The following is a 26,992-nucleotide window of genomic DNA, read 5'->3' on the forward strand; positions in this document are numbered from 1 at the left end:
CGCATCGACGTCCTCTTCGCCATGCTCCGAGACGGCACTTTCTACCAGCCACCTACTCCGGCCACCGCTTGACGAAAACCATAGGGGCACCTTTTAACGCCCTGACGTGGGAGGAGTCGACCACGCAGCAGGACCAGTCCAGCCGTGAGGCCGCGTTCAGCTCGGCGAGCAGGACTTCGTGCAGCCGCTGCCACACGCCTGCCTCGTTCCAGTCCCGCAGCCGCCGCCAGCAGGTCATGCCCGAGCCGAAACCGAGCTCCTGCGGCAGGTACTCCCACTGGATCCCGGTGTGCAGCACGTACAAGATCCCGCACAACACCTCCCGGTCCGGCAACGGCCTGCGCCCGGGATACCGGAACCTGCGCTCACGCTGCGGCAACAAGGGCTCCGGGCGGTCCCACAGTTCATCCGACACGTTCCATGGCGATGTCCCCACGCAGGTCTGAACGTTCAACTTCCGCCCCGGACACGGTCATCAACGCCGATCCACCTCTTTGTGTTAGCCGCTGTAAGAAGCTCGTATTCCCTTCGGGTAGTGGGCGATGTGCGCCGTATGACCAGAAGCCTGCCGACCCTGGCCGACCGAAGCGAACAGGCCAGAGTCATCCTGCTGCGCTGCAGGCTGCTCCGAAACGTCACTGAGTTATGAACCTGAACTGCATCGGTACGACGAGTCGGCCATGTTTCGTTGTCCCGTTTTGTCATGATCTATTGGCGTGCCTTATGGTGGCCGGCAGTTTAATTCGCGCCAGTGGTTGAATTTTGACATTTAGGGGAGCGTGGCGTCGAATACTCGCCAAGTGTCGGTAGCTGATTGACTCGTCTTTCATTCGTCACATAAGTTAGGTGAGCCAGTTCGACGTAGGGGAATCGAACCGAGAAAGTGAGAATCGAAGTGCGTCCAGCGATACGAATTTTTCTCGCAGTGCCTGCAGTAACGGGCCTGTTCTTCTCGGCGCCTTCTGTGGCCTCAGCTGCTGCTCAGGGCTGGCCGACGGGGTGTTCGTATGAGGTCGTCGACTCGAAAATGACTGTGGCGAGGTGCGCTCAATCTAATGGAGGGCACTACCGAGCTCAGGCCATGTGTAAAGATCCGGACACTGGAGCCTTCCGATTCTTTGAGGGTGATTGGCGGAATAATGGTTCGCATTCCAGGGCTTATTGTCAAGGGTCGACCAGAACTGTGTCTGCCGGTATAACGACCAAGGCGTCCTGAATTTTGCAGCCTCCGTGAGGGTGTGATCGACCGACTAGCGAAAGGGTGTAATTCAATGAAGAATAAGTCATTCCTGGTCACAAGTGGTGTGATAGCCGCCCTTGTTCTTGGGATTCAGGGGGAAGCCTCCGCGGCGCCCACTGGAGCCCAAGGGTGGCCCACGGGGTGCACCTATCAGAGCAACTTTAACAACGGCGCGATGGCAATGTGCGATGAGAGCAACGGTGGTCACTACAAGGCTGCAGTTGACTGTACGCGCTGGGATGGTGGCGGTGTTGTTACCATGGAGGCGCCCCGATGGCGTACCAGTGGATGGTCGCAGGTCTATTGTCCGGCACAGACGACCTTCCGCTCTGCAGGGATTACGACCAAGGCCACGTGAGGAAACCTTCTGGAGTGGCCGAGTCGTTGCACGTTGAGATGCAACCTCGACGCTAAGCCAGGTCGGTTCTATATGACAACGGTCCGCCAACTCTGTTGACGGACCGTTGTGCGTTCTACGGCATTACTGACCTTGAATGCGTGATGTCGTCATGATGGTTTGCGCAGGCCGGTGCCAGCGAAACAGCCGTCGAGGACGTCGTGTCGGTACTGGAGCTGGCGTAGGCCGCGGCGGACGGCGGTGATCAGGTCGTCAGGGCTGGCGAAGGCCCGGTTGGCTGTGGTGGTTCGCCGCAGCACGGACCAGATGCCCTCGACCGGGTTGAGGTCGGGTGCGTACGGCGGCAGTTGGAAGACGGTGAGCCAGTCGCGGTCGGCGATGTAGCGGCGCATGTCGGCGGTGAGGTGGGTGTTCAAGTTGTCCCAGACCAGTACGATCGGTCCGACGAGTTGCTGGTGGGCGGTCTGGATGAGGTCGCGGTAGTCCTTCTATGAGAAGCTTTTGCGTCCGTCGGGCCGGACGTCGGGGCAGGGTCGATAGATCAGCCTCGAGGGTTCGCCGGCTTTGTAGCAGGCCAGGGCGGCGACCGATAAGCGGCGGCGGGAGCGGCCTCTGACGCGGATGACGGGGGTATGGCCGCGGCGGGACCAGGTGCGGGTGGTCGGCGGCGTCATCGAGAGGCTCTGCCAAGATTTCCGTGAAGCAGTGACGGAGAGTCATGCTGGGCTGGCGTGCACGGTCTGTGCTGTGCTGCGCCGGTCGGGGCAGCGGGACGCTGCGATCGTGTGAGGCGATGCTGCAGTAGCTCCTCCCGTACCTGGCCGCGGTGCTGGTGGAACAGGTGCGGGTAGAGGAGGGAAAGGTACTGATCGTCGCGTGGACCCGGGACGGCACGATCGTGCCCTGTCCCGACTGCGGTACGCCGGCTCGGCGAGTCCACAGCCGCTACCAGCGGCGCCTGGCCGATGCCGCCCTGGGCGACCGCCAGGTCGTCGTCGACCTGTGGGTCCGGCGTATGTTCTGCGACAGTGCTCGCTGCGCTCGTCGAGCCTTCACCGAGCAAGTAGCGGGGTTGACCGTGAGATACGGGCGCCGCACGGCCGCCCTCGTCGAGATCGTGCAGGCGATCGCTCTGGCATTGGCGGGGTGGGCCGGTGCCCGGCTCGCGGCCGTCCTTCACGTCCCGATCAGCCGGGCCACCTTGCTCAACGTGGTGAGGGCGCTGCCGGATCCGCCCCAACCTGCATTGCACGTGCTCGGCGTTGACGATTTCGCGGCCCGCCGGGGCCGACGTTACGGGACTGTGCTCGTCGCCCTGGACTCCCATCGTGTCGTGGATCTGCTGCCCGGCGGTGAGAAAGCACCCCTGGTCGCCTGGCTGGCCGATCATCCCGGCATTGAGATGGTCTGTCGGGACCGGGCTGGCGCCTACGCGGAGGCGGCAAGCGCCGGAGCACCCCAGGCCCGCCAGGTCGCCGACGCCTGGCACCTGTGGGACAACCTGGCCCACACGGTCCAGTGCACCGTGATAACCCACCGGTCCTGCCTGACGCCACCGCCACCGGAGCAGGCCGAATCTGTGTCGGCGAAGACGCCCGACCCCGCCCTCAACCCGGACACCGGCGCTGAGAAGTGGCTGGTCACCCGCACCCGGGAGCGCTACCGAGCCGTCCAGAACCTGCTGGCCCAGGGATGGACGATCAGTGCGATCGGACGTGAACTCGGACTGGCTCGCCACACCGCCCGCCGCTATGCACGCTGCGAGAGCCCCGAGGCCCTCGCCGACCGCGCCATCCGCACCACCCGGCTGGACGCCTGGCGGCCTTACCTGATCAGCCGCTGGAACCAGGGCTGCACCAACGCCTCCGTCCTCTTCCGCGAAATCCAGGCCCAGGGCTATCCAGGCCGCACACCGCAAGCCGTCCGCCGCTTCCTGCGTCCACTGCGTGACACCGCAAAGGCGGCGCCTGCACCGCCGCCCAAGCCTCAGGACCTCACCAACTGGATCACTCGTCACCCCGGCCGCTTACGAGCCGAGGAGGAACGACAACTCGACGAGATCCTCTCCTGCTGCCCCGAACTGGCCGCACTGCGCACTCACGTCCACACCTTCGCCCGCATGATCTGCGACCGCACCGGCACCGACCTCCCCGCCTGGATCTGCGCGGCCCGCGCCGACGACCTACCCCAGCTGCACGTTTTCGCCGACGGACTCGAACGCGACTGGGATGCTGTCCTGGCCGGACTCACCCTGCCCTGGAGCAGCGGTCCGGTCGAAGGTCACGTCAACCGGATCAAAATGTTCAAGCGACAGATGTATGGAAGGGCCTCGCTTCCACTCCTACGCAAACGAGTCCTCCTCACATGACGTTCCGTCACCGCTTCACGAAAATCTTGGCAGAACCCATCGAGAAGCCGGCTTCGTCCTCGAAGACGAGCCAGGCGTCGAGCGCCGCCACGGTCCTTCCACCTGGGGTCAGGTCTCCTTCCCCCAGCCGGCCACTACGGCCTCGTCCCGCTCGATCGCGCGGCGGGCGGGGACCTGGCAGCTCCAGCCGTGCCGCTTGAGCAGGGCGGCGACGCCTTGCACGGTGTAGCTCTTGTGGAACCGGCGTCTGATCAGAGTCTTGATCCGTGACAGGGGCCAGGTCTGGTCCGGCCAGCCGTGTGCCATCGGACCCTTGAGCAGCTCACGCTCCAGCACGGCGAACAGGTCGTCGCTCAGCAGCGGCAGCGACGCCGGGCCCTTCGAGGCCAGGGCCCTCGGCCCGCCCTGTGACCAGGCTTTGCGCCAGCGCTGCACTGACCGGGCACTGACCCGTAGGTCGTGCGCGATGACCGTGTTGTCGTCGCCGTGCCGGAACCGCTCGGCCGCCTCCAACCGCAACTTTTCGCGAAAGGCCCGGCGTTCGTCGGTCAGGCCACCGCCCTGGGCATACCTCATCTACTCGGGATACCGCAGGGATCATGGGCCGTCAGCCCTCCGACACCACGCTTTGAAGGTCAGTAGGTTGATCTGCTGCAGCGGCTGCTCCAATGATGTGGCGTGATCGGCAGGCGAAGAAGGACGGCGGCGAGGTTCTTTTCGCCGACCAGGTCGGTATCCGGTCCGACCAGGTCACCGGTCGTACCTGGAGTGAGAAGGGGAAGACCCCTGTGGTGCGTCGGAGCGGAAACCGGTTCTCGGTCAATGCGATGTCGGCGATCAGCACTAAGGGCCGGATGCACTTCATGGTCTTCACCGAGCACTTCACCGTCGAGGTGATGTGCCGCTTCCTTCAGCGGATCGCCGGCCACTTCGACCACAAGGTCCACCTCGTAGTCGACGGGCACCCCGCCCACCGCTCCAAGAAGGTCCGCGACTGGCTCGCCGCCCACTCCGACGACGTCGAGCTGCACTTCCTGCCACCGTACTTGCCCGAGCTGAACCCCGACGAGGTGGTCAACGCCGACCTCAAGCACAGCCTGTCCAGGCAGCACCGGGCCCGGAACCAGGCCGAACTCGCCGCCGAGACCCGCCACTTCTTCCGCAGACGACAGCGACAACCGCACATCGTCCGCGGCTACTTCGGCGGTCCACACGTCCGCTACGTCCTGGACGAGAACCCCATGAGTTTCTGATCAATAGTGGGCGCAACGTATATTCATTCCGCTTCCGGCTCGAATTTCTTCACTTCTAGGGCTGGCAGTAGCGGTGGCAACAGTTGGGGAAGGATCGCGTCACTCACCCAACACAAGCTGGCTGATATTCGCTTTCTTGTGTCCCTTTCCTTTAATATGGTTGTGGCCCGCCGAGAATCGGCGGGCCACAACCATGCAGAGCTTTAGGCGCGCGTCACTTCTCCGCACCGGTCCCGAACGTGCCACCGACCTCGGCCGCGTTGAGGTCGTCGACGTCCTCCACGCCGAGCACCGCGCCCGTGCTGCGCTTGCTGCGGCGCAGCCGTCCCTCGAGCCAGGAGGCGAAGGAGGTGAGGATGAAGTTCAGGACGATGTAGATGACCGCCACCACGATGAAGCTCGGGATGACGTTGGCGTAGTTGGCCGCCAGCGTGCCGCGAGAGTTCAGCAGCTCGGTGAAGCCCAGCATCACGCCGCCGAGCGCGGTGTCCTTCACGATGACGACCAGCTGGCTGACGATCGCCGGGAGCATCGCCGTGACCGCCTGCGGCAGCAGGATGCTGGTCATCGTCTGGCTCTTGCGCAGGCCGATCGCCTGGGCCGCCTCCGACTGCCCCTTGGGCAGGGCGAGGATGCCGGCCCGGACCACCTCGGCGAGGACCGAGGCGTTGTAGAGCACCAGGCCGGTGACGACCGCGTACAGCGGCCGGTCCTCGCTGGTGACGTCCGTGGAACGGGCGAAGAACTCGTTGGCGAACAGCATCAGCAGCAGCACCGGGATGGCGCGGAAGAACTCCACCACCACGGCGGCCGGGATCCGTACCCACCGGTGGTCCGACATCCGGGCGATGCCGAGCACCGCGCCCAGCGGAAGCGCGATGACCATGGCCAGCGCCGCCGCCTTCAGCGTGTCCGCGAGGCCGGGCAGCAGATAGGTCGTCCACGCCTCGGACTGCGTGAACGGCTTCCACAAGGACCACTCGAGCTGGCCCTTGTCGTCCATCGTCTTGTAGACCCACCACAGCAGGAGGGCCAGGAGGGCCACGAAGACGACCGAGAGGATGACGTTGCGCCGCTTGGCCCGGGGGCCGGGGGCGTCGTACAGAACGGAGGTCACCGCTTCACCGCCAGTCGCTTGCTCAGCCAGTTGAGGATCAGGCCGGTGGGCAGGGTCAGCACCACGAACCCGAAGGCGAAGACCGCGCCGATGAGCAGCGTCTGTGCCTCGTTCTCGATCATTTCCTTCATCAGCAGGGCGGCCTCCGCCACACCGATGGTGGCCGCCACCGTCGTGTTCTTGGTCAGCGCGATCAGTACGTTCGCGAGCGGTCCGATGACCGAGCGGAACGCCTGCGGCAGCACGACCAGGCTGAGGACCTGGGTGAAGTTCAGCCCGATGGCGCGGGCTGCCTCGGCCTGCCCGACCGGCACGGTGTTGATGCCGGAGCGCAGCGCCTCGCAGACGAAGGCCGCGGTGTAGGCGACCAGACCGAGCACCGCGAGGCGGAAGCCCTGGAGCGCGAAGTCGTCCGGCGCTCCCATGGTCATGCCGAAGATGTCGGCGAGACCGAGCGAGGTGAAGACGATGATGACGGTCAGCGGGATGTTCCGGACGATGTTCACGTAGGCGGTCCCGAACCACCGCATCAGCGGGACGGGGCTGACCCGCATCGCCGCCAGCAGGGTGCCCCAGATCAGGGAGCCGACGCCCGAGAACACGGTGAGCTTCACCGTCATCCAGAACGCGCCCAACAGCGTTGGGTCGTCATAGTCAGAAATAAAGTCGAACACGATCTCCCGCGCTTCCGGGTGTGTGGCCTACGGGGCGGACGCGGCGCGCCGCCGTCCTGATCGCGACGGACGGCGGCACGCCTTCTGGACCCGCGTTGCGGTCCTGGGCTTACTTGACGATGTTGCCGATCTGCGGGGCCGGCTCGTTGTTGTACTCGGCCGGGCCGAAGTTCGCCTCGACCGCCTTGTCCCAGGACTTGTCGCTGACCATCTTCTCCAGGGCGTCGTTGATCTTGTTGACGGTCTCGGTGTCGCCCTTCTTGACGCCGATGCCGTAGTTCTCGTTGCTCAGCTTCAGGCCGGCGAGCTCGAACTTGCCCTTGTACTGGTCCTGCGCGGCGAAGCCGGCGAGGATCGAGTCGTCGGTGGTCAGCGCATCCACGGCGCCGCTCTGCAGTGCAGCGACGCACTCCGAGTAGGTGCCGACCTGCTTGAGCTGGGCGTCCGGAGCGAAGTCCTTCTTGACGTTCTGCGCCGACGTCGAGCCGGTCACCGAACAGAGCTTCTTGTCGTTCAGGTCGGTGGCCTCGGAGATGTCCGAGCCCTTCTTCACCAGCAGGTCCTGGTGGGCCAGCAGGTACGGGCCGGCGAAGTCGACCTTCTCCTTGCGCTCGTCGGTGATCGAGTAGGTCGCCGCGATGAACTTCACGTCCCCGCGCGAGAGGGCGTTCTCGCGGTCGGCGCTCTTGGTCTCGACCCACTCGATCTGGTCGGGCTCGTAGCCGAGCTCCTTGGCGACGTAGGTCGCCACGTCCACGTCGAAGCCGGAGAACGAGCCGTCCGGCTCCTTCAGACCGAGACCGGGCTGGTCGTACTTGATGCCGATCTTGATCTTGTCGCCGCCGCCCCCGGAGGAGCCGTTGTCACTGCTGTCGTCGCCGCCACAGGCGGTGGCGGTCAGGGCGAGGGCGAACACGGCGGCCGAGGCGGCGGTGACCTTGCGGAGCTTCATGGTGCACATCCTTTGACTGGTGAAATGGTGCGCCCGGTCAATGGCCGGTGACGCAAGTCGTCGGGGCGCGGGGTGCGCCTCAGTGGTGAAGGATCTTCGACAGGAAGTCCTTGGCGCGGTCACTGCGCGGATTGCTGAAGAACTGATCCGGCGAAGCCTGTTCGACGATGCGACCGTCCGCCATGAACACCACGCGATTTGCCGCCGAACGGGCGAATCCCATCTCGTGCGTGACGACGATCATGGTCATGCCCTCGCGGGCGAGCTGCTGCATGACCTCCAGCACCTCGTTGATCATCTCCGGGTCGAGAGCCGACGTCGGCTCGTCGAAGAGCATGACCTTGGGCTCCATCGCCAGGGCCCGCGCGATGGCGACACGCTGCTGCTGACCACCGGAGAGCTGCGCGGGGTACTTCTCGGCCTGCGCGCCCACGCCGACCCGGTCGAGCAGGGCACGGGCCCGCTCCTCGGCCGTCTTCTTGTCCTTCTTGCGGACCTTGACCTGGCCCAGCATCACGTTCTCGAGCACGGTCTTGTGCGCGAAGAGGTTGAAGGACTGGAAGACCATGCCCACGTCGGCCCGCAGCCGGGCGAGCTCCTTGCCCTCGTGGGGCAGGGGCTTGCCGTCGATGGTGATCGACCCGGAGTCGATCGTCTCCAGACGGTTGATGGTGCGGCACAGGGTGGACTTCCCGGACCCGGAGGGTCCGATGACCACGACGACTTCGCCACGGGCGATCGTCAGGTCGATGTCCTGGAGTACGTGCAACGCGCCGAAGTGCTTGTTGACGCTCTTCAGGACGACCAGATCGCCGGTCGCGGCCACATCTTCCTTGGCCACCGATACTTCGGTCATCGCTCTCAGGCTCCGTCCTCCTCGGTTTCGGAGGACAGTAGTAACCCGTTAGACCTGCGTCATTACATCTGAGGGGAATCTGAGCATCACGATCCGATAGCAATCGGACACCTGTCGTAGCACTTGTGAGCAGGGGTGATTTCGGCCGGGTAACGGTACGGAAGAGCAACCGGAACCCTCTTGACGCCGTCCTCGTTCATCGGCGTCACTGCAAGGTGCACGCGCGCGTGCACGCGTTTTCATACACATGGAGAGCGTACGGCCGATGAACCGAAGGGGGCCCTGGTGAGACTGCTTCTCGTCGAGGACGACAACCACGTCGCCGCCGCCCTGTCGGCGGTGCTGGCGCGGCACGGGTTCGACGTCACCCACGCGCGCAGCGGCGAGGAGGCGCTCCGGGCGCTCGTTCCCGAGGGTGACGGCTTCGGTGTCGTCCTGCTCGACCTGGGGCTGCCCGATCAGGACGGCTACGAGGTCTGCGGCAAGATCCGCAAGCGCACCAGCACGCCGGTGATCATGGTCACCGCGCGGTCCGACGTGCGTTCGCGCATCCACGGCCTCAACCTCGGCGCCGACGACTACGTGGTCAAGCCGTACGACACGGGGGAGCTGCTCGCGCGGATCCACGCCGTCAGCCGGCGCACCGTCCACGAGGAGGCCACGGGCGGTGCGGGCGGTACGGAGACCGGGCTGCGGCTCGGTCCGGTCCGCATCGAGCTGTCGACCCGCCAGGTCACCGTCAACGGTTCGGTCGTCCAACTGACCCGCAAGGAGTTCGATCTGCTCGCCCTGCTCGCCCAGCGGCCGGGGGTCGTCTTCCGCCGGGAACAGATCATCAGCGAGGTGTGGCGCACCAGCTGGGAGGGGACCGGGCGCACCCTGGAGGTGCACGTCGCCTCCCTGCGCGCCAAGCTCCGCATGCCCGCCCTCATCGAGACCGTGCGCGGCGTCGGCTACCGGCTCGTCGCGCCCACGGCGTAGCGGGGCCGGGTGCACACACGTCTGCTTCCGCTGCTCATCGTCCTGATGGCGGCCGTCCTGCTCGCCCTCGGCGTTCCGCTGGCCGTCAGCCTGGCCGGCGCGGAGCAGCAGGACGTCATCGTCGACCGGATCGACGACACCGCGCGCTTCGCGGCGCTCGCCCAGTTCGTCACCGAGCCCACCGACCCGACCGGCGTGGACATCAACGAGCGTCGTGAGACGCTCAGCAGCGAGCTGCACAGCTACCACAGGGTGTACGGCATCCGCGCGGGTGTCTTCTACCTCAACGACTCGCCCATGGCGCACGCCCCGGACGACTGGTTCCTGCCCCGCGAGGGCGAGGTGCGCGACGCCTTCGAGGAGTCGCTGCTCAGCCGCCGCAGCCACGACCCCGAGCAGGTGTGGCCCTGGCAGCGGCGCAGCCTGGTGGTGGCCTCACCGGTCATCCGGGACGGCGACGTCGTCGCGGTCGTGGTCACCGACTCGCCCACCGGGCAGATGCGCTCCCGCATCCTCCGGGGCTGGCTGGTCATCGCCGCGGGGGAGGCGGCCGCGATGCTGCTCGCGGTCGGCGCGGCGCTGCGGCTGACCGGCTGGGTGCTCAAGCCCGTACGGATCCTGGACGCCACCACCCACGACATCGCCACCGGACGGCTGAAGTCCCGGGTCGCGGCGGCCGGCGGGCCGCCGGAACTGAGACGGCTCGCCCGGTCGTTCAACGAGATGGCCGACAACGTCGAGAGCGTGCTGGAGCAGCAGCGCGCCTTCGTCGCCGACGCCTCGCACCAGCTCCGCAACCCGCTCTCGGCGCTGCTGCTGCGCATCGAGCTGCTCGCCCTGGAGCTGCCCGAGGGCAACGAGGAGATCGCCTCGGTGCAGGCCGAGGGCAAGCGCCTGGCGCAGGTCCTGGACGACCTGCTCGACCTGGCGCTCGCCGAGCACAGCGAGGCCAACCTCCAGGTCGCCGACATCGGCGCCCTGACCGCCGAGCGCGTCGCGGCCTGGTCGCCGACCGCCGAGGCCAAGGGCGTCCGCCTGACCGGCACCTGCCCGCCGACCACCGCGTGGGCCGACCCGGTGGCGCTGTCCAGCGCCCTGGACGCGGTCATCGACAACGCGGTGAAGTTCACGCCCGAGGGCGAGGACGTCGAGGTGACCGTCGCCTCCAACGGTGACATGTCCACCGTCGTCGTCACCGACAACGGCCCGGGACTGACCGAGGAGGAGCTGACCCGCGTCGGCGACCGCTTCTGGCGCAGCGGGCGGCACCAGAACATCAAGGGCTCGGGCCTCGGCCTGTCCATCACGCGGGCGCTGCTCGCGGCGGGCGGCGGCTCGATCGCGTACGAGCGCCACGAGCCGCACGGACTGCGGGTGACCGTGATGGTGCCGAGGAACGCCCCGCCGACGGGTGAGGCGGCGGCTCAGGGCTTGACGGACCGGTAGTACCGGCGGGCGCCCTCGTGCAGCCGGAGCGGGTCGGTGTAGATCGCGGTGCGTACGTCGACCAGCTGGGCGGAGTGGACGTGCGCCCCGATGTTGTCCCGGCTCTTGAGCACGATGCGGGTCAGCCACTCGGTGAGCCGGGGATCCGCGTCCGCCCGGGTGATCAGGAGGTTGGACACCGCCATCGTCGCGACGGGCGCGCTGGGCCGGCTGCCCGGGTAGGCCGACTCCGGCATGTTGGTGACGCGGTAGTGGCGCGTGGCGCCGCCCTGTTCGTGCAGCTTGGAGACGAGCTCGGCGTCGATCGGCACGAACCGGAGCGCGGACTGCTCGGCGAGTGTCCTCAGGCCGTCCGTGGGCAGTCCGCCGGACCAGAAGAAGGCGTCCAGGCCGTGCCCGAGCCGCTCCGGGCCGTTGTCGATGCCGTCGGAGGAAGGCTCGATGTCCGTCTCCGGGTCGATGCCGGCCGCCCGGAGCACCCGGTTGGCGATGAGCCGGACGCCCGACTTGGGCGGCCCTATGGCGACGCGCTTGCCCCGCAGGTCGTCGACGGTCTCGATGCCCGAGTCGGGCGCGACGGCGAGCTGCACGTAGTCGTCGTACAGGCGCGCCACCCCGCGCAGCCGGTCGGCGCCCGGCCGGTCGCTGAGCCGGTACGTCTCCACCGCGTCGGCCGCGGCGATCGCGAAGTCGGCCTCCCCGGTCGCCACGCGGCGCACGTTCTCCTGCGACCCGTCACTCGTCTTCAGGCGTACGTCGAGGTCGGGCATGTGCTTGCCGAGTGAGCTGCGCAGGAGTACGCCGTACTTCTGGTAGACCCCCGCGCGGGTGCCCGTGCTCAGTGTGATCGTCCCGCCCGGTGGTTCCTCGTCCCAGGGCGCCAGCCACCACAGCAGCAGTCCGAGTACGACGAGACCGGCGGCGGTGCCCCGCAGGGCCCGTCGCCTGCCGATCCGGGACAGCGTGTGGGACATGCGCGCGATCCTGCCAGTCGGGGTGGCCGCTGACCAGGGCGGAGCTCACAGCGGGCCGGGGAGTGTCCGTGGTGGCCGCTACAGTCGCGGGCATGAGTTCTTCGCCCGCCGATCTGGTCCGTGACTTCCACCGTGCCTTCGGGCTGGACGCCCGCGACATACCGTCCGAGGTTTCGCCGGAGCTCGGCGCGCACCGTGGTGAGCTGCTGGCCGAGGAGGCGCGGGAGGTGGCGGAGGTGTCGGTGGCGGGGCCGCTCGATCGGCTGGCGCACGAGCTGGCTGATGTGGTGTACGTCGCGTACGGGACGGCGTTGGTCCACGGGATCGACCTCGACGCGGTGATCGCCGAGGTCCATCGTTCCAACATGAGCAAGCTGGGGCCCGAGGGGGAGGTCAGTCGTCGTGCCGACGGCAAGGTGCTGAAGGGTGAGCATTACGAGGCGCCGGATGTGGCGGGGGTGCTGCGGCGGCAGGGGTGGGTGCCGGGCGGGGCGGCTTGAGCGGCGCCCCGGGGTACGTCGTCCGGCGTTGGTGCTGGGCGGGGGTGGGTCGCGCTGCCCGGCGCTTACGGGGTGCCTCCGCGCCCACCCGTGCCGCCCCAGCGGCACGACTGCCCGCGGTCATGCGGTGGTGACCACGCTGCGGCCTGTCTCGTGGGCGTAGAGGGGGGTGCGGTCGTGGAGGGCGGCGTGTACTGCCATGTGGGCGTCCCTGCGGCGTTGGGCGGGGCCGTCCGGGAGGTGGAGGATGCCCGCGTTGCCCCGTGAGCCGCGCTGGATCTCGGCGGTGCGCGGGATGCGCAGGGACTCGTAGCGGGCCAGGCGCTCCGGGATCTCCGGGGCGGGGGCGTCCGACAGGCAGGCGGCCAGGTCCATCGCGTCCTCGATCGCCTGGTTGGCGCCCTGCGCCATGAACGGCAGCATCGGGTGGGCCGCGTCCCCGAGGAGCGTGATGCGGTCCGTGGACCAGGTGCGCAGCGGCGGACGGTCGTACAGGGCCCACAGGTGGGTCGAGTCGACCGCCGCGACGACGTCCGCGACGAGCCCCGTCCAGCCGCCGAAGACCGCGCGCAGCGCGTCCGGGTCGCCCGGCCGGGACCAGGACTCGCGCGGCGGGGCGCCGGTGGTCAGCGGCACGGTCGCGGCGTAGCTGAGGTACGCGCCGGACGCCACGGGATAGCAGACGAAGTGCCCGCCGGGCCCGAGCCACAGCCGCACCAGCCGCTCGCGGGCCCCCGCCGGCAGCGCGTCCGCCGGGACCAGGCCGCGGTAGATGCCCAGGCCGGAGAAGACCGGTGCGTCGGTGCGCAGGGTCTCGCGGACCGTGGAGTGGATGCCGTCCGCGCCGATCACCACGTCCGCCTCGCGGACCGTACCGTCGTCGAAGGCGAGCCGTACGCCCGTACCGTCCGCCGTCTCCTCCGCCGCCCGCAGCCGTTCGCCCAGGCGCAGCCGGTCCCGGTCGGTCAGGGAGAGCAGCGCCTCGTGCAGATGCGCCCGGTGGATCGTCAGGTACGGCGCCGCGAACATGCGTTCGCACTCCGCGCCGAGCGGCGTGCGCGCGATGGGCCGGCCGTTCCAGCCGCGCACCTCCATCGCCTCGACGCGCACCCCGTGCTCCTCCAGCGCGGGTCCGAGGCCCAGCCGCAGCAGCGGACGGACCGCGTTGGGCGAGAGCTGCACGCCCGCGCCCACCTCGGACAGCACGCGGGTCTGCTCGTGGACCACGTACGGCGTGCCGTTCGCGGCCAGCGCGCCGGCCAGCGTCAGTCCGCCGATGCCGGCGCCGACGACGGCGACCCGCGGTCGCCGCTCCTGGCCCGAGACATCCCCGGCGTTCCCGGCGTACCCGGAGTCGCCGGGCCGCCGCCGCGCTCCGCTCTCGCTCTCCAACCGCACGTCTGGGACCGCCTTCCGCGTCTTCGCGCCACGCCCGTTCACCGTCGCGATGGGTGCGCGGCGTGAGCGCACTGTCATCGGTCGTGTGCCGAGCATGTGCCGCGCCGCATCGCGCGGCAACGGCCCGCCGGTCCGTCACTGACAACTGTCGCCGCTTGCGTGACGGACGTCATCGGTTCCCCCGCCGGCCCTGCTGCCGCACCCCCGGACGGACCTAACTTCCTCAAGGAGACAGCCGGTTACGCACGACACCCTTGGAGGCACGCGGTGACACGGGAACGACGACGGGAGCGACCGCGGTGACCGCGGTGGCCGTTGACGGCCTGCTCAAGAAGTACGGGGACCACGAGGCCGTGCGCGGCGTGGACTTCGCCGTCGAGGAGGGCGAGATCTTCGCGCTCCTCGGACCGAACGGCGCCGGCAAGACCACCACCATGGAGATCCTGGAGGGCTTCCGGCAGCGGGACGGCGGCAGCGTACGGGTCCTCGGCCGCGACCCCGGCGACAAGGCCGACGGGCGGTGGCTGCGCGGGCAGATCGGGCTCGTGCTCCAGGACATCGCCGTGGAGCCGTACCTGTCGGTGCGCGAGACCATCGCCCGCAACGCGGGCTACTACCCCGCCCCGCGCGACACCGACGAGGTCATCGACCTGGTGGGGCTCCGGGAGAAGGAGGGCGCGAAGGTCAAGGACCTGTCCGGAGGGCAGAAGCGGCGGCTCGACCTCGCCCTGGGCGTGATCGGCGACCCGAAGCTGCTGTTCCTGGACGAGCCGACCACCGGCTTCGACCCGGGCGCCCGCCGCGGCGCCTGGGAGGTCGTGCGCAACCTGCGCGACGCCGGTACGACCATCATGCTGACCACGCACTACATGGACGAGGCGCAGGCGCTCGCCGACTCGGTCGCCGTCATCGCCGGCGGGCGGATCGTCGCCTCCGGCACCCCGGACACCCTGGGGGGACGCGACAGCGCGCTGGCCCGGATCCGGTTCGCGCTGCCGGCCGGCGCCGCCATCGGGGACCTGCCGATCCCGGTCAGCGACGCCGAGGACGGCCTGGTCACGGCCGAGGCCGAGGAGCCGACCGCGGTCCTGCACCGGCTCACCTCCTGGGCGCTGGAGCGCGGCACGCCGCTGGAGCGGCTGACCGTGGAACAGCCCACCCTGGAGGACGTCTACCTGGGGCTGACCAGTTCGTACGCACAGCAGGACGCCTCGTCCCCGTCCGCCGAACGGGGCCAGGCCCCCGCCCCGGCGGCCCGCGGGCGCCGTGGGCGCCGACCCGGACGGAGCAGCCGATGACCAGCACCCTTCCTCCCACGACCACCACACCCGGCCGGCGTTCCGCGCGCCCCGACACCGAACGGCCGGACGAACGGGGCTCCTTCGCCCTGCTCGCCCACCAGATCCGCTACGAGCAACTGTCGTTCTGGCGCAACCCGCAGTCGATGGTGTTCACCTTCGTCCTGCCCGTCGTGATCATCGCGATCTTCGGCGCCGTGTTCGGCGGCGGCCAGGGCGAGGACTTCTTCTTCGGCATGAGCGGCATGCAGTACTACACGCCGACCATCGCCGCCGTGTCCGTACTGGGCGCCTGCTACGGCCAGTTGGCGATCGTGCTCGCCATGCGCCGGCAGACCGGCGTCCTCAAGCGGCTGCACGCGACCCCGCTGCCCGCCTGGGTGTACTTCGCGGGCCTGCTGGTGCACTGCGTCGTCGTGAGCATCGTCGACGTCGCGCTCGTCATCGGCATCGGGCGCCTGTACGGGGTGCCGTGGCCCACCCAGTGGGCCGCGCTCGCGGTCACCCTGGTGTTCGGCGCGGCCAGCTTCTGCGCGCTCGGCGTCGGGGTCGCCTCGCTCATCCGCAACTCCGAGGCGGCGCCCGCGGTCGTGCAGTTCATCCAGTTCCCGCTGGTGTTCATCTCCGGCAGCTACTTCCCCATCCACTCCGGCGTCCTCAACGAGATCGCGGGACTGCTTCCGGTGAAGCCCTTCAACGACGCCATGCTGGCGTCGTTCGCGCACGGCGCCGGCTTCCAGTGGAAGGAGCTCGCGGTGCTCGCGGCCTGGGGCGTCGTCGGCGCCCTGATCGCGGTGCGCCGCTTCCGCTGGGACCCGCGCCCCGAGTAGAGCCGGACGACCGCTCCGGACCACCACATCGAGGGGGCCTCGCAGAGGCCCCCTCGCGGCTCTCCAGAAACCCCCACGACGTCGAAAGGACCCCCATCATGTCCACGACCCACACCACCCACCCGCGGACCGTCGACGCCCCGGCCGGCAGCTGGCACCTCGAACCCGCGGACTCCACCGTCGAGTTCACCGGCCGCCACTTCTTCTTCCTGCCCGTACGCGGCTCACTGCCCGTACGTTCCGGCCGCGCCGAACTCGCCGCCGACGGCACCCTGGCCGGCCTGGAGGCCGCGGTCGGCGTCGCCGGCTTCGAGAGCGGCGACCCGCGGCGGGACACGGCCGTGCGCGGCCCGCGGTTCCTCGACGCGGAGCGCCACCCGGAACTGCGCTTCACCGGCGAGCGTCTCACCGCAGGGCCGGGCGTCACCGGACTGCTGGAGGTCAAGGGCCGCAGGACGCCGGTGACGTTCACGGTCGACGAGCTGACCACCGACGGCGAGCGGGCCACCGTACGGACCACCGCCCGCGTCGACCGGCACGCGTGCGGTGTCGGCGCCCTGCGGGGCCTGGTCGGAGCGGAGCTCCTGGTGCGGGTGCGGGCCGTCTTCGTACGCCGGTCATGAGCCGTACGGCGCACGCACACGGAACGAGGCCCGGCCGGAGGGGGAATCCGGCCGGGCCTCTGCGTCGGCACCCACGGGGCGCGGGGGTCACCCCACGGGTGCCAGGCCGGCTGCCGGCTGCCGCACCGGGAAGACGTGGGACAGCCAGGCGTAGGTGCGCAGCTCCTCCAGCAGGCTCAGGCCCAGCCGGTTGTGCAGCATGTGGGCGTGGGAGAAGAGGATCATTCCGGGGTGGGTCGTCGCATGCCGCCGGACGTCGTCGGCATGGGCCGCCAGCGCCTCGTACCAGCCGGTGAACGGGCCGTGCGCCTCGGGCGTGACCCGTACCGCGTCCGGGTCCTGGCCGACGTGGGTGATCCGGTCGAGCAGGGCGTCGGGATGGCCCGCGTCGGACGCCCAGGCCCGCCAGGCGTCCAGGCCCCGCGCGAAGTAGTGGGCGCGCTCGACGGGACCGCCGAGGGCGACGGCGGCGGACAGGGTGCCGCGCAGCGCCAGCCGGGCGCGCCGCGCCTCGTCGGTGACGCCCGGGGCGAGCCGCAGCACGAGTTCGCTGGACAGGTGGAACAGGGACTCGGCGGCCGGCATGAGGGCGTGACCGCCGTAGCGTTCGAACTCGGGGTCGTAGTCGGCCCGGTGGACGCCGGGCGGCAGCAGCGCCCGGACGGTGGAGTTGACGCCGGTCTCGCCCGCGGCGGCGAGCCGGGCCGCGCTCTCCTCGTAGGCGTCGGCGGCCAGCGGCTCCTCCCCGGGCGCGAGCCGGCCCGCCGTGGCGAGCCGGTCGCGCAGGGCGTCCTCGACGTCCGCGCGGGCGTCCGGGGCGAGGTCCGCGATCCGCAGCCGCAGATGAGGACCCGACTGCCAGTAACGGATGAAGAACCACTCGGTGCCGGGCGGCAGTGCGCGGACCGTGGGTCCGATGACATCGGTGAGGACGCGGTCGTGGGCGCCGCGGGCGGTGGTGGCGAGGTGGAGGTGCCAGGCGCTCCAGCGCCGCGGTGTGGTGGTGGGCTCGGTCATGGGCGGGTTTCCTTGTCGTCCGGAGGGCGTGCGGAGGATCGGGCTCAGGTACGCAGGTCGAGCTGGTCGCCCCCGGTCTCGCGCGGTACCCCCACCACCGCCGACAGGACGATCGTCTCGTCCTCGGCCAGGCCGATGACCTCCTTCGTGGGGATCTCCTTGAACGCCCGGACGGGACGGGCGAAGAGACCGGCCGCTGCCGCCGCCAGGCACAGCCCGTGGACGGCCCAGCCGCAGGCGGTCTGCGCGGCGCCCCAGCCGGTGGGGCCGAAGCGGGCGAACAGCTCGCGGGGGCGGACGGAGAAGAAGACGGTGAGCGGGGCCTTGGCGATGCCGCAGCCGTTGACGGGCGACAACCCGTAGCCGTAGTTCGCCTCCAGCCCCGCGGGGGCGGTCGGATCGGCCTTCCGCAGGTGCGCCGCGCCCTTCTCGAAGCGGTGCACCCCGGCCGCGTACCCCTCGACGTGCTGCACCACGGCGGTGACCGTGACCGCGTCGAAGGCGGCGGCCAGCACCGGGTGCGGTGGCGGGACACCGAGCCAGGCGAGGGCGGCGGCCAGGTGCCGGGCCGGGACCGGGGCGGGGCGCGGTGCCGAGTCCATGCCGTGCAGGGCGCGCGGCATACGGCCGGAGTGGCGCCGCCACAGCAGCTCCGCCCAGTCGGGCACGACGGGGCTGTCCGGCAGGCCGGCCGGGACGGCCGTGGTGAGCGGTGCCGCGCCCGCCGGGTACGTCTGCTCCCGGTTGGCGCGTACGACGTCCGTCAGCGAGGGGTCGCCGTCGGGCACCGGCGCGTCCCGCCCGGCCCTCGCCACGGGACCGGGCTCCGCCACGTCGACGAACCAGGGCAGCGACCACTCCCAGGTCCGCTCGAGACCCAGCTCGCGCAGCGGCCCCGCCCCGCCGCCGGCCGGCGGGGTGAGCACCGCCGGCACCCCGAACAGTTCGAGGCCGAGGCTCAGCGCCCGCAGCACCATGCCGATCTCGATGGAGACGAGCGATCCGCGGAACCACTGGTACGCCACCGGGATCGCGGTGTAGCGGCCGGTGAGCGCGACGCGGGTGGGCGGCGCCCCGGTGTCCGGCCCGGTGAGGGCGTGGCGGGCCGGCTCCAGCAGCCGCCACGCCGAGCCGTCGCCGCCGCCCACGAAGGCGTGGACGGGGAAGAGGCAGCGGGGCGAGGCGTACGGCCGGTGCTCGTTGTACGGGTTCTCCGGTTCCCGGCGCACGGGACCGAACGTCGCCGTCAGGGCGTGTGCCAGGGCGTCCGGCGCCGCCGGACCGGAGGCGGCGGGGACCCGCGGATACGCGAGCGCCGACAGCCGCTCGGTGGTGCCCGTCGGCAGCACCCTGCCCGGTCCCGCCGGGCGCGGCGGCTCCGGCGGTACGTGGCTGTCGGGCGGGGGCGTCTCCGCCCAGGTCCAGGGCGGCGGCTCCGGGCGGTCGTCGCCCGCGCCGTACGCGTACCAGAGCGGTTCGCGCGCGATGCTGTTGTCGCCCTCGGGGCCCGGCAGGTCGACCGGGGCGCGCCGGGTCCACTCCGGGGCGGGGGCCGTCACGGGAACGGGTGGGGGTCGTAGGGGATCGCCCGGTGCTCCTGGTCCGTGCCGCGCAGCGCGGCACGGAGCCGGGGCAGTCCGTCCAGGCGCTGCTGGGCGTGGCCGAAGCACATCGGCACGATGCCGGGGACGACCGCGCGGGCGACCGCGATACCGGCGTCCGCGTGCTCCCGGCTGGTCTGGTCGACGACGACGATGCGGTCCAGGCCCGCGTCGGCGAACAGCGAGGCGACGTACTCGAGGGTGCCGCGCACATCGCCGCCCGCGGCCCGCTCCAGCCGGCCGGGCCAGTCGGGGAAGGCCTCCTCCAGGGTGACGGCCGGGCCGCCGAGCCCCGCCAGGGCGCGGTCGCGGGTCTCGGGGATCGAGGAGAACCGCACATGGTCCTCCAGCTCCTCCACCAGCCACGGGTCCTCGGCCATCCGCTCGGCCTGCTCACGGGTCCAGTCGACCGGGTTGGTGACGAGCTGGGCCACCTCGCGCAGCGCGCCCCGGATCGCCGACTCCGGCTCCGCACCCGAACCGGCGGAGGAGAAGGTGGCGGGGAACGGGTTCTTCTCGTTGACGGCGATGACCCACACCACCGGCAGGCCGATGTCACGGGTGGCGACCAGCAGGTGGACGTCGAAGCCGCGCGCCCGGATCAGCTCGACCATGGCCCGGCTGGTCGGGTCGGTGAGGGAGGCGACCGGGACGTGGGGGAGCGGCGCCGCCCGGTACCAGGACGTCAGGAACGCGTCCCGCTCGGCCAGTTCGAACAGCGAGTGCAGGGCGGCCTCTTCGTAGTTGGCGCCGACCGCGCAGCCGCTGGAGCAGTCGAAGAAGTAGTGCCGCCGGTTCGCGGCACCCGCCACGCGCGCCGCCCGGCGGTCCCGGCGGAACGCGTACTCGTACTGGTAGAAGGCGTGGTCCGCCGGGACCAGGAGCGGACGGCCGTCGGCCAGGTCGTGCCCCCAGGCCCAGTCCATCGGGGTGTCGGCCGTGAACGGCGTCGCCCTGCTGGTCGGATGGGCGAGCTGCTCGGCGGTGTAGCGGCCGAGGCCGTCCGGGTCGACGGCGTGGCCGGCGACCTCGCGGTAGGAGCGACGGGTCACCAGGGGGATGTCGTAGGGGTAGCCGCCGAGCCGTTCGTAGGCCTCCAGGACCGCGACCGGCTCGGTCTCGGCGAACGTACGGGCCCGGCCGTGGCCCATCGCCGGGGCGTCGGCGACGACGGCCATGCTCATCGCGAACGGGGCGTGGGACTCGCGCAGGATCGCCCGGACCGGTCCGAAGCGGTCGTCGACCAGGCGGTCGCGCAGGAAGCCGGGCTCGACGAGCCGGCTCGCCGCGGTGCGGGTGGCGTCACCGGGGACGGCCGGACGCGAGCGGAGGGTACGGGGCGGCGGGGCCCCGGTGCTGACCAGGTCCTCGGGGGCGGGGCCGCACGCCGGGCAGTGGAAGCTGCGCGCGATGCGGTGGCGGCGGGTGCCGCGCACGGTCACCGAGTACGCCTCGCCGGGGGCGAGGGGGTGGTCCGCCAGGTGTTCCAGGCCGGTGCGCAGGAGTTCGGGCAGCAGCGGCGCGGGGGCGGCGGGGACCCGCGTGGCCTGGGTGAGGTCGCCGACCAGCGGGTGGTCGAGGACGGTGCGTTCGCGCACCTCGGCGCAGGCGGCGCAGCCGGACGCGGTGCCCGGCACCCACAGCGGGCCGACCATCACCTCGTCGTCGTACAGACGTACGGAGAGGTGGGGGCCGTCCGCCGCGACGACCGGGCCGCGTTCCCAGGCGAGGTCCCAGCCGAGGTTGACGGAGACGGTCGCCCCGGTGGCACGGGCCAGTCCCGCGAGGGCGGGCAGCCAGTCGTCGTGGGCCGTCGCGGGCAGCGCGGGGCCCGCCTGGACCGGGTTCTCGGTGGTGGTCGGGTCAGTGGTCGGCATCGGTGGGCTCCTGGGCCGTCCGGGCGGTCACCGGGCCGTGCCAGAAGGGGAGTCCGCCCAGCACGGGGTCCGTGCGGCGGGCCTGTCCCCGGATCGTGGCGAGCGCGGTGAGCTGCCTCCTCAGTGCGGTGCGGGCGGTGTCGTCGGCGGTGAGCAGGGCGTCGGTGGACAGGGCGGCGACGGTGCCGTCGGCCTGGGCGGCGGCGAGTGCCGTGCACAGCGCGGCGTACGTCGCGTCGGCGGCCGTGGGTCCCCAGCCGGCGCCGAGCGGCCGGCCGCCGGCGGTGACCTCGGCCAGCGGCCAGTCGACTCCGGCGGTCCGGGCCAGGGCGAGTACGGGAACGGCCGGCCCGAGCCGCGCGCGCAGGGCGGCGAGGATGCGTTCGCCCTCGGCGTGCAGCGGGGGAGCGGTGTCGGTGAGCTGCTCGAACCGGTCCCGGCGCTCGGCGAGCCACCGCAGCGCGCCGTCCAGCAACCAGTGTTCACGGGTGAGGCCGGCGGCACCGCCGTCGTGGTCGCGCAGGGCGGCCAGGGCGGCGGCGACGGTCGCCGTCTCCTGGTGCGCCGCCCAGGCGGTGACCGTGTCCGTGCGGTCCGTGCGGTGCTCCGCCGCGCGCAGGGCGAGGGGCATCTGCGGCAGGTGCTCGCCCTGCGCGGAGGCGAAGAGTCCGGTCCAGCGGGCGGTGAGGGCGGCGGCCTCCTCCAGTGCGGCCGCCGGTTCGGGGAGGGGTTCGGCGGGGGCGTCGTCGAGCCGGACCACGACCGCTTCGTCCACGGGGCCGCCCGTGACGGTGACGCGGTCGGCGGTCAGATCGGGGCCGTGCACGACATGGGCCTCGCCGGGCTCCGCGACACCCGTGAGGGTGTCGGCCAGGAGCTGGGCGGCGAGGGCTCCCGCGAGGGAGTGGGCGACGGGCCCGGCCGCGGGCTCGACGCCCTCGGCACCGGCCCAGACCCTGGCCCGGTCCCGGAACGCCTCCCAGGCGGCGGGCGACACCCCGACCGGTCCGACGAGGACCGGCCCCGGGCCGAGCAGCACGGGCACGTGAAGCGTCCCGTGTCGTTCGGTCCAGGTCCCGTCACCGGTGAGGAACTCGATGACGGCACGGGACGGACCGCCGGCCTCGGGGAAGTCCACCGCCGGGCCGCCGACGGGAACAACTGCCTGGTCCCTGCACACCGTCGGGTCGCCGACGGGAATCGAGGGTTTGCGCACCGTCGGGTCGCCGGCGGGAGTCGAGGTTCCACGTACCGCCGGGTCGCCGGCGGGGGTGAGGGTTTCGGACGTGCGCGCCGCCGGGTCGCCGGCGGGGGTCGAGGGTTCGTGCACCGCCGGGGCGCCGGCGGGGGTCAGGAGGGCGGGGTCCGCGTACATCGCCGGGTCGCAGACCGGGACGAGGGGGGTCGCCGTTCCGGTGGCCGGTGGCGTGGTGGTCACGCCGGCCCGGTGCAGGCCGCGGCGGGCCGGGGCCGTCGCCGTGGCCGGGCCACGGAGCTCCACCCGGGCCCGGCGCAGGCGGGCGAACGCCGCGTACGGGTCGTCGAGGCGGGCGGTCAGGCGGGCCAGGGTGTCGGCGTAGCGGGCGCGCACCCCGGCCGGGGGCTCCGGCTCGGTGAACGCGGCCGGGTCGAGCAGCAGGCCGTTCTCCCGCAGCCGGGCGACGAGATGCCGTACGGCCGGCCGGGCACGCTCCGTGCCGAACTCGGCGACCAGGGCGTCCTCCGTCGTCCCCGCCTCCAGCAGCGGTACGCAGCCGTCCGCCACCGCGTACATGAGGTCCGAGCCGCTCAGCACGAACTGCCCGCGCGTGCCGCTGAAGTACACGCCCCCCGGCACCGGCGCGTAGTGCAGCCCGGGCCGGGCCCGCAGCGGGGTGTCCGTCCCCGGAGCCGTCGTGGCCGGGGCCCTGTCCAGATCGGTCACCGTCACGACCGAGCTCCTTCCGCTTCCGTGTGGTTGGACGGGTCGTACACGAACCGTCCGCCGGCCGTGCGCCCGACTTCGAGCACCCATTCCGTCGCGTGCGTGCCGTCGGTGACGCCGGGCAGCGCCTCCTCCAGGTAGCTCGCGCCCGCCCCGCGGCGCTCCAGCATCCGCGGCAGGACCCGCACCGCGAGGGCGCTGGACAGGTCCACGTACTGCGGCTTCTGCTGGAGGCGCTTGGACTGGACGTCCGGTGCGCCGACCGACAGCGGACCCTCGTCCTCGGGCGCCGACTTGATGACGACCTCGTCGGGGACCCCGTGCCGGGCCCGCCACGCCGTCAGCGCGAGCAGCCGCTCGTGCTCGTCGGGCCCGGCGGCCACCGCCGTGTCCAGCTCGGCCCCGCCGTACCAGCGGCGGCGGCCGACGAGGACGTCGCCGACCGCCATGCGCGGCGCGGTGCGGGTGTGCTCGCCGTCCCACGGGGTGGCCGCGTGCCAGGAGTTCGGCAGGCTGTTGAAGAGCCGGCCGCTGATCGCGAGGCCGGAGGCCACCGACAGCGGGGGCGGGAACAGGCCCGGATGGCCCGTGCCGAGCGGCAGCACCCTCAGGGGCGCGCCGTCCGCGTCCTCGACCCGCAGCGAGTCCGTCTCCGGGTCGTGGGCCAGCCGCAGCGTGAACCAGTCCTCCGGGGTGAGACCGCCCGGCAGCACCGGCGCGTGCGCGTTGACGTTGAGGCGGTGCAGACCGAGGTCCTCGGTGACCCGGGCGCCGTCGTGACCGTAGAAGCGCCGCAGGTGGGCGGCGAGCCGGGGCAGCGCCCGGCCGCCCTGGCGGCGGTCGGCCTCCAGGAACCGCGCGTACAGCATGCCGTGGCCCGGCAGGCCGTCGTTGAGGACGAGTTTGCCGCCGGCCTGCTGGAGCAGCACGCCGTAGATCAGCGGGTCCCGGCGGAAGCGGTCGGGCAGCGACCGGGTCAGTTCCGCGACGTCCGCCGCGGTGAGGCTCAGGGTGTCCTCGCCGGCCCGGGCGGTCTTGGTGAGGAGCGCGTGCACCTCCTCGGACAGCTCGCGGCGCAGCAGGTACATGCGCTCCAGCGAGCCGTCCGCCGGGCCGATGCCGGTCAGCGCGGCCGGCTCGCCCGAGCCCTGCGGCCCGTACACGGCGGCCATCGCGGCGGCCCGCCGGGAGACCTCCCCGACGACGAACGGCGCGTGCTCGGCCAGCGGCACGTTCGCCCCGGCCCCGAACCGCTCCGTGAACGCGGCGGTCATCAGGACCCGTACGTCGTGCAGCCAGTCGAAGACCGACAGCAGTTCCACGGCGGGCCCGAGGTCGGTCAGCGGGGCGTGCCAGTCGGAGGTGGCCACCTTCAGCGGCGGCATGACGTAGTCCTCCTCGACCGTGATGTGCGCCGGGCGGCCCACGGCCTGGCTGAACCGGCCGAGGTCCCCGCGCAGTCCGGCCAGGACCGCGCCCCGCTCCCCGGCGGGCGCCCCGGCCACCCGGGGCAGTCCGGCACGGACCCGCTCCGCCAGCTCCCCGGCGGCGGTGTCCCGCCCCGTCGGGAGCAGGTCGTCGTAGTCGGCGGAAGCCGCGCGCTCCTCCGGCCGGGTGAAGGTGCACAGCACGCCCTGCCCGAGCGCCTGCCGTACGCGCCGGTCGGCGTCCTCGGCCGGGCAGCCGGCCCGCGCGGCGACGTGCGCGACCACGGCGGGGAAGCGGCGCGGACCCATGGACAGCGCGTCGAGCAGGTCGGCGACGGGCCCGTCGAGCGGCAGCGCGAGCCGGTGCATGCCCTGTTCGGAGAACTTCAGGAAGAACAGCTTGCCGCTCTCCGGGTCGGGGGCCGAGGTCGGCGGCAGGCCCACCCACAGGTCGGTGAGGTCGGCCTCGTCGGCGGTGGGCAGGCCGCCGAGCACGTAGTGCAGCATCACCCGGTCCAGGCCCGGTACGGCCAGCGCGCCGGTGAAGGGCACGTCGCCGGGGCGTACGGCCTCCGGGTCGCCGGCGGGGGCGGGTTCGGCGATGCCCACCGCGGTGAACCGGGAGAGCGGGCTGGTGCGCACCATGGACCGGGTGACGTACTGGATCAGTCCGCGTTCCGACTTGCGGGTGCGGGCGTTGACCTTGCCGGGTCCCTCGACCGCCGCGCGGTAGCGCTCGGCCTCCTGGTGCACCTCGGGGGCGACGAGGGCGAGCGAGCGCAGCAGGTCGTCGTCGCCGAGCAGGCCCGCCAGGACGGTCCGTTCGCGGTCGGCGGCGGCCGGGTAGCCGGCGGTGATCGTGGCGCGCAGCCGCTCCCGCTCGGTCTGGACGGCCAGCCAGCGGGCCACCGACGGGAGCTCCGCCACGCGGCCCTCGGGGGCCTTGCGGGGCGCGCGGCCGTTGTGGATGGCCCGGCGCAGCGCGATCAGCTCGCGGCGCTCGGCGTCCGACTCCACGGCACCGATCCGCTCGTACAGCTCCTGCGAGCAGACCTCGGCGGCCTCGGCCAGTCCGGCCTCGGCGGCGGCGAGTTCACCGAGCAGCCGGCGCAGCTCCGGGTCGGCGAGGCGGGCCCTGCGCAGTGGGTTGACGCGCAGGAACCACTGGGGTTCGGGACTGGTCATCGCGGGGCTCCCGTCGGCTTCGTGGTGCGGGCGGTGTGCGGGCGTTCCAGACGCTCGCGCCAGCTGCTGCCGAGCACGTCGTCGACCGTCTCGGCGATCGCGAAGCACATGTAGTAGCGCTGCATCGGCGACACGGTGAGCAGGGGAAGCTGCTGGTAGAAGAGGTTGGTCAGCAGGCGGAACGCGGCGAAGAACGGCGAGGGCGTGCTGATCGCCCCGGACCCGTGCACGGTGCGGTGGAAGTCGGTGTCCGGCTGCTCGCCGCGCGGCACCGTGGTCACGGCCCCGGGCGGTCCCATCCGCCCCCGGTCGACGCCGTCGGTCACCGAGTCGAGCAGGCCGGCGGTGAGGGCGCCCGAGGCCACCGCGCTGTCCAGCACGCCGGCGCCGTAGGCGAACGCCGTGCGCCACCGGGCCGCCGCGGGCGACACCTCACCGCTCAGCCGCTGTTCGACCACCGCGCGGAGCAGCGGCGCATCCTTGGCGAGCCGCTCCCGGAAGACGGGCCGCATGTCCTTGCGGGGAGCCGCCCAGGCGAGGAACGCCTCCGCGTGCGACCGGGGGGAGAACACCCCGTAGCCGGGGCCGAGGGCGTGGGTGTCGGCGAGCGCGGCGAACGCCTCCGCGAGCAGCACCGTGCCGCTGCCGGGCTTCTCGGCCAGGCCCTCGATCATCGACAGCACCGGCACGGCGAGGGCGCCGTTCACGACGGTGCGCAGCGGATCGAGGCGCGGCTCGCGGGAGCGCAGGGCCGGGTCGTCGGGAGCGACGGGCAGGACCGCGCCGTGGTCGCGCAGCGGCAGGTACGGGGGCTCCACCGCCTCGAGTCGGCCGAACTCGCGGGCCTGCTCCAGGTAGGCCTCCTCGGTCAGCGCCCGCGCCGGGTCGAGGGGGCCCGCGTCGAGCCCGGCCGCGACCGCGGGCCAGTCGGCGGCGCCGGCGGCCGGGGCGAGCAGGTCGATGTGGGGTCCGTGCAGCCAGCCGCGGCGGACCTGGACGCCGGGCACGCCCCCTTCGCTCAGTTCGCGGGCGGCCGGTACGACGTACCGGGCCAGCCAGGCCGGCGTCACCGGCATCCGAGTGTGGAGTCGCA

General features: G+C 71.6%; 20 protein-coding genes and 3 pseudogenes. 8 read left to right on the top strand and 15 right to left on the bottom strand.

Annotated elements, in window-relative coordinates:
- Positions 1–94: 94 nt before the first annotated feature.
- Positions 95–436: pseudogene (locus tag ACZ62B_RS17675) on the bottom strand (transposase); the annotation flags it as partial.
- Positions 437–1,747: 1,311 nt separating this feature from the next.
- Positions 1,748–2,275: pseudogene (locus tag ACZ62B_RS17680) on the bottom strand (transposase); the annotation flags it as partial.
- A 140-nt stretch (positions 2,276–2,415) separates the two neighbouring features.
- On the opposite strand from ACZ62B_RS17680, the gene ACZ62B_RS17685 reads away from it, so the two are divergent.
- On the top strand, positions 2,416–3,966 hold the full coding sequence (locus ACZ62B_RS17685; protein ID WP_469691258.1) for an ISL3 family transposase: 1,551 nt from the start codon (positions 2,416–2,418) through the stop codon (positions 3,964–3,966).
- A 37-nt stretch (positions 3,967–4,003) separates the two neighbouring features.
- Here the strand turns inward: ACZ62B_RS17685 and ACZ62B_RS17690 are convergent.
- Positions 4,004–4,542, bottom strand: a pseudogene (locus ACZ62B_RS17690) (winged helix-turn-helix domain-containing protein); the annotation flags it as partial.
- 95 nt (positions 4,543–4,637) lie between these two features.
- On the opposite strand from ACZ62B_RS17690, the gene ACZ62B_RS17695 reads away from it, so the two are divergent.
- Positions 4,638–5,219: an IS630 family transposase gene (locus ACZ62B_RS17695; RefSeq protein ID WP_469691260.1), complete on the top strand. Its 582-nt coding sequence runs from the start codon at positions 4,638–4,640 to the stop codon at positions 5,217–5,219.
- Between the two features lie 214 nt (positions 5,220–5,433).
- On the opposite strand, the gene ACZ62B_RS17700 is transcribed toward ACZ62B_RS17695, so the two are convergent.
- From ACZ62B_RS17700 to ACZ62B_RS17715, 4 genes are all read right to left on the bottom strand, one after another.
- Positions 5,434–6,336, bottom strand: a complete 903-nt coding sequence (locus ACZ62B_RS17700; protein ID WP_468886786.1) for an amino acid ABC transporter permease — start codon at positions 6,334–6,336, stop codon at positions 5,434–5,436.
- Positions 6,333–7,010 carry an amino acid ABC transporter permease gene (locus ACZ62B_RS17705; protein ID WP_468723035.1) on the bottom strand — a complete coding sequence of 226 codons (678 nt, stop codon included), beginning with the start codon at positions 7,008–7,010 and terminating at the stop codon, positions 6,333–6,335. Before ACZ62B_RS17705 ends, ACZ62B_RS17700 begins: the two co-directional genes overlap by 4 nt.
- 109 nt (positions 7,011–7,119) lie before the next feature.
- On the bottom strand, positions 7,120–7,962 hold the full coding sequence (locus ACZ62B_RS17710) for a glutamate ABC transporter substrate-binding protein (protein ID WP_468723037.1): 843 nt from the start codon (positions 7,960–7,962) through the stop codon (positions 7,120–7,122).
- 79 nt (positions 7,963–8,041) lie between these two features.
- Positions 8,042–8,818: an amino acid ABC transporter ATP-binding protein gene (locus ACZ62B_RS17715; RefSeq protein ID WP_344567143.1), complete on the bottom strand. Its 777-nt coding sequence runs from the start codon at positions 8,816–8,818 to the stop codon at positions 8,042–8,044.
- 285 nt (positions 8,819–9,103) lie between these two features.
- Here ACZ62B_RS17715 and ACZ62B_RS17720 point away from each other — a divergent pair, with 285 nt between their 5' ends.
- On the top strand, positions 9,104–9,799 hold the full coding sequence (locus ACZ62B_RS17720) for a response regulator transcription factor (RefSeq protein WP_344567129.1): 696 nt from the start codon (positions 9,104–9,106) through the stop codon (positions 9,797–9,799).
- 9 nt (positions 9,800–9,808) lie between these two features.
- Positions 9,809–11,245, top strand: a complete 1,437-nt coding sequence (locus tag ACZ62B_RS17725) for a sensor histidine kinase (RefSeq protein WP_344567127.1) — start codon at positions 9,809–9,811, stop codon at positions 11,243–11,245.
- Here the strand turns inward: ACZ62B_RS17725 and ACZ62B_RS17730 are convergent.
- A complete protein-coding gene (locus ACZ62B_RS17730; RefSeq protein WP_344567125.1) occupies positions 11,224–12,219 on the bottom strand; it encodes a TAXI family TRAP transporter solute-binding subunit in 996 nt (331 codons plus the stop codon). The two genes, ACZ62B_RS17725 and ACZ62B_RS17730, sit on opposite strands and share 22 nt — an antisense overlap.
- A gap of 92 nt (positions 12,220–12,311) precedes the next feature.
- On the opposite strand from ACZ62B_RS17730, the gene ACZ62B_RS17735 reads away from it, so the two are divergent.
- Complete coding sequence (locus ACZ62B_RS17735; protein WP_073931447.1) at positions 12,312–12,719, top strand: pyrophosphohydrolase domain-containing protein; 408 nt, start codon at positions 12,312–12,314, stop codon at positions 12,717–12,719.
- Between the two features lie 120 nt (positions 12,720–12,839).
- Here the strand turns inward: ACZ62B_RS17735 and ACZ62B_RS17740 are convergent, their stop codons facing one another.
- Positions 12,840–14,117 (bottom strand): FAD-dependent monooxygenase, encoded by a 1,278-nt coding sequence (locus tag ACZ62B_RS17740; RefSeq protein ID WP_344567122.1) that lies wholly within the window; start codon positions 14,115–14,117, stop codon positions 12,840–12,842.
- Between the two features lie 299 nt (positions 14,118–14,416).
- Here ACZ62B_RS17740 and ACZ62B_RS17745 point away from each other — a divergent pair, with 299 nt between their 5' ends.
- From ACZ62B_RS17745 to ACZ62B_RS17755, 3 genes are all read left to right on the top strand, one after another.
- Positions 14,417–15,415 carry an ABC transporter ATP-binding protein gene (locus ACZ62B_RS17745; protein ID WP_344567120.1) on the top strand — a complete coding sequence of 333 codons (999 nt, stop codon included), beginning with the start codon at positions 14,417–14,419 and terminating at the stop codon, positions 15,413–15,415.
- The gene (locus ACZ62B_RS17750; RefSeq protein WP_344567119.1) at positions 15,412–16,245 is read left to right on the top strand and encodes an ABC transporter permease; all 834 of its coding nucleotides are present in this window, start codon (positions 15,412–15,414) and stop codon (positions 16,243–16,245) included. Before ACZ62B_RS17745 ends, ACZ62B_RS17750 begins: the two co-directional genes overlap by 4 nt.
- Before the next feature lie 98 nt (positions 16,246–16,343).
- Positions 16,344–16,868 (top strand): YceI family protein, encoded by a 525-nt coding sequence (locus tag ACZ62B_RS17755; RefSeq protein ID WP_469691005.1) that lies wholly within the window; start codon positions 16,344–16,346, stop codon positions 16,866–16,868.
- A gap of 87 nt (positions 16,869–16,955) precedes the next feature.
- Here the strand turns inward: ACZ62B_RS17755 and ACZ62B_RS17760 are convergent, their stop codons facing one another.
- Genes ACZ62B_RS17760 through ACZ62B_RS17785 form a run of 6 tightly spaced genes read right to left on the bottom strand, consistent with a single transcriptional unit; the run spans position 16,956 to position 26,975 of the window.
- Positions 16,956–17,885 carry a thiopeptide-type bacteriocin biosynthesis protein gene (locus ACZ62B_RS17760; RefSeq protein WP_468880983.1) on the bottom strand — a complete coding sequence of 310 codons (930 nt, stop codon included), beginning with the start codon at positions 17,883–17,885 and terminating at the stop codon, positions 16,956–16,958.
- Positions 17,886–17,929: 44 nt separating this feature from the next.
- Positions 17,930–19,444, bottom strand: coding sequence for a nitroreductase family protein (locus ACZ62B_RS17765; RefSeq protein ID WP_469691008.1), 1,515 nt, complete (start codon positions 19,442–19,444; stop codon positions 17,930–17,932).
- The gene (locus ACZ62B_RS17770; RefSeq protein ID WP_344567113.1) at positions 19,441–21,363 is read right to left on the bottom strand and encodes a TOMM precursor leader peptide-binding protein; all 1,923 of its coding nucleotides are present in this window, start codon (positions 21,361–21,363) and stop codon (positions 19,441–19,443) included. The genes ACZ62B_RS17765 and ACZ62B_RS17770 overlap by 4 nt, the downstream gene beginning before the upstream one ends.
- Positions 21,350–23,293, bottom strand: coding sequence for a hypothetical protein (locus tag ACZ62B_RS17775; RefSeq protein WP_469691011.1), 1,944 nt, complete (start codon positions 23,291–23,293; stop codon positions 21,350–21,352). The genes ACZ62B_RS17770 and ACZ62B_RS17775 overlap by 14 nt, the downstream gene beginning before the upstream one ends.
- Positions 23,290–25,899, bottom strand: a complete 2,610-nt coding sequence (locus tag ACZ62B_RS17780) for a lantibiotic dehydratase (protein ID WP_469691013.1) — start codon at positions 25,897–25,899, stop codon at positions 23,290–23,292. Before ACZ62B_RS17780 ends, ACZ62B_RS17775 begins: the two co-directional genes overlap by 4 nt.
- Positions 25,896–26,975, bottom strand: a complete 1,080-nt coding sequence (locus ACZ62B_RS17785; protein ID WP_468886768.1) for a hypothetical protein — start codon at positions 26,973–26,975, stop codon at positions 25,896–25,898. Before ACZ62B_RS17785 ends, ACZ62B_RS17780 begins: the two co-directional genes overlap by 4 nt.
- Between the last annotated feature and the right edge of the window lie 17 nt (positions 26,976–26,992).

The sequence above is a fragment of the Streptomyces sp. NPDC053426 genome (assembly GCF_055585405.1).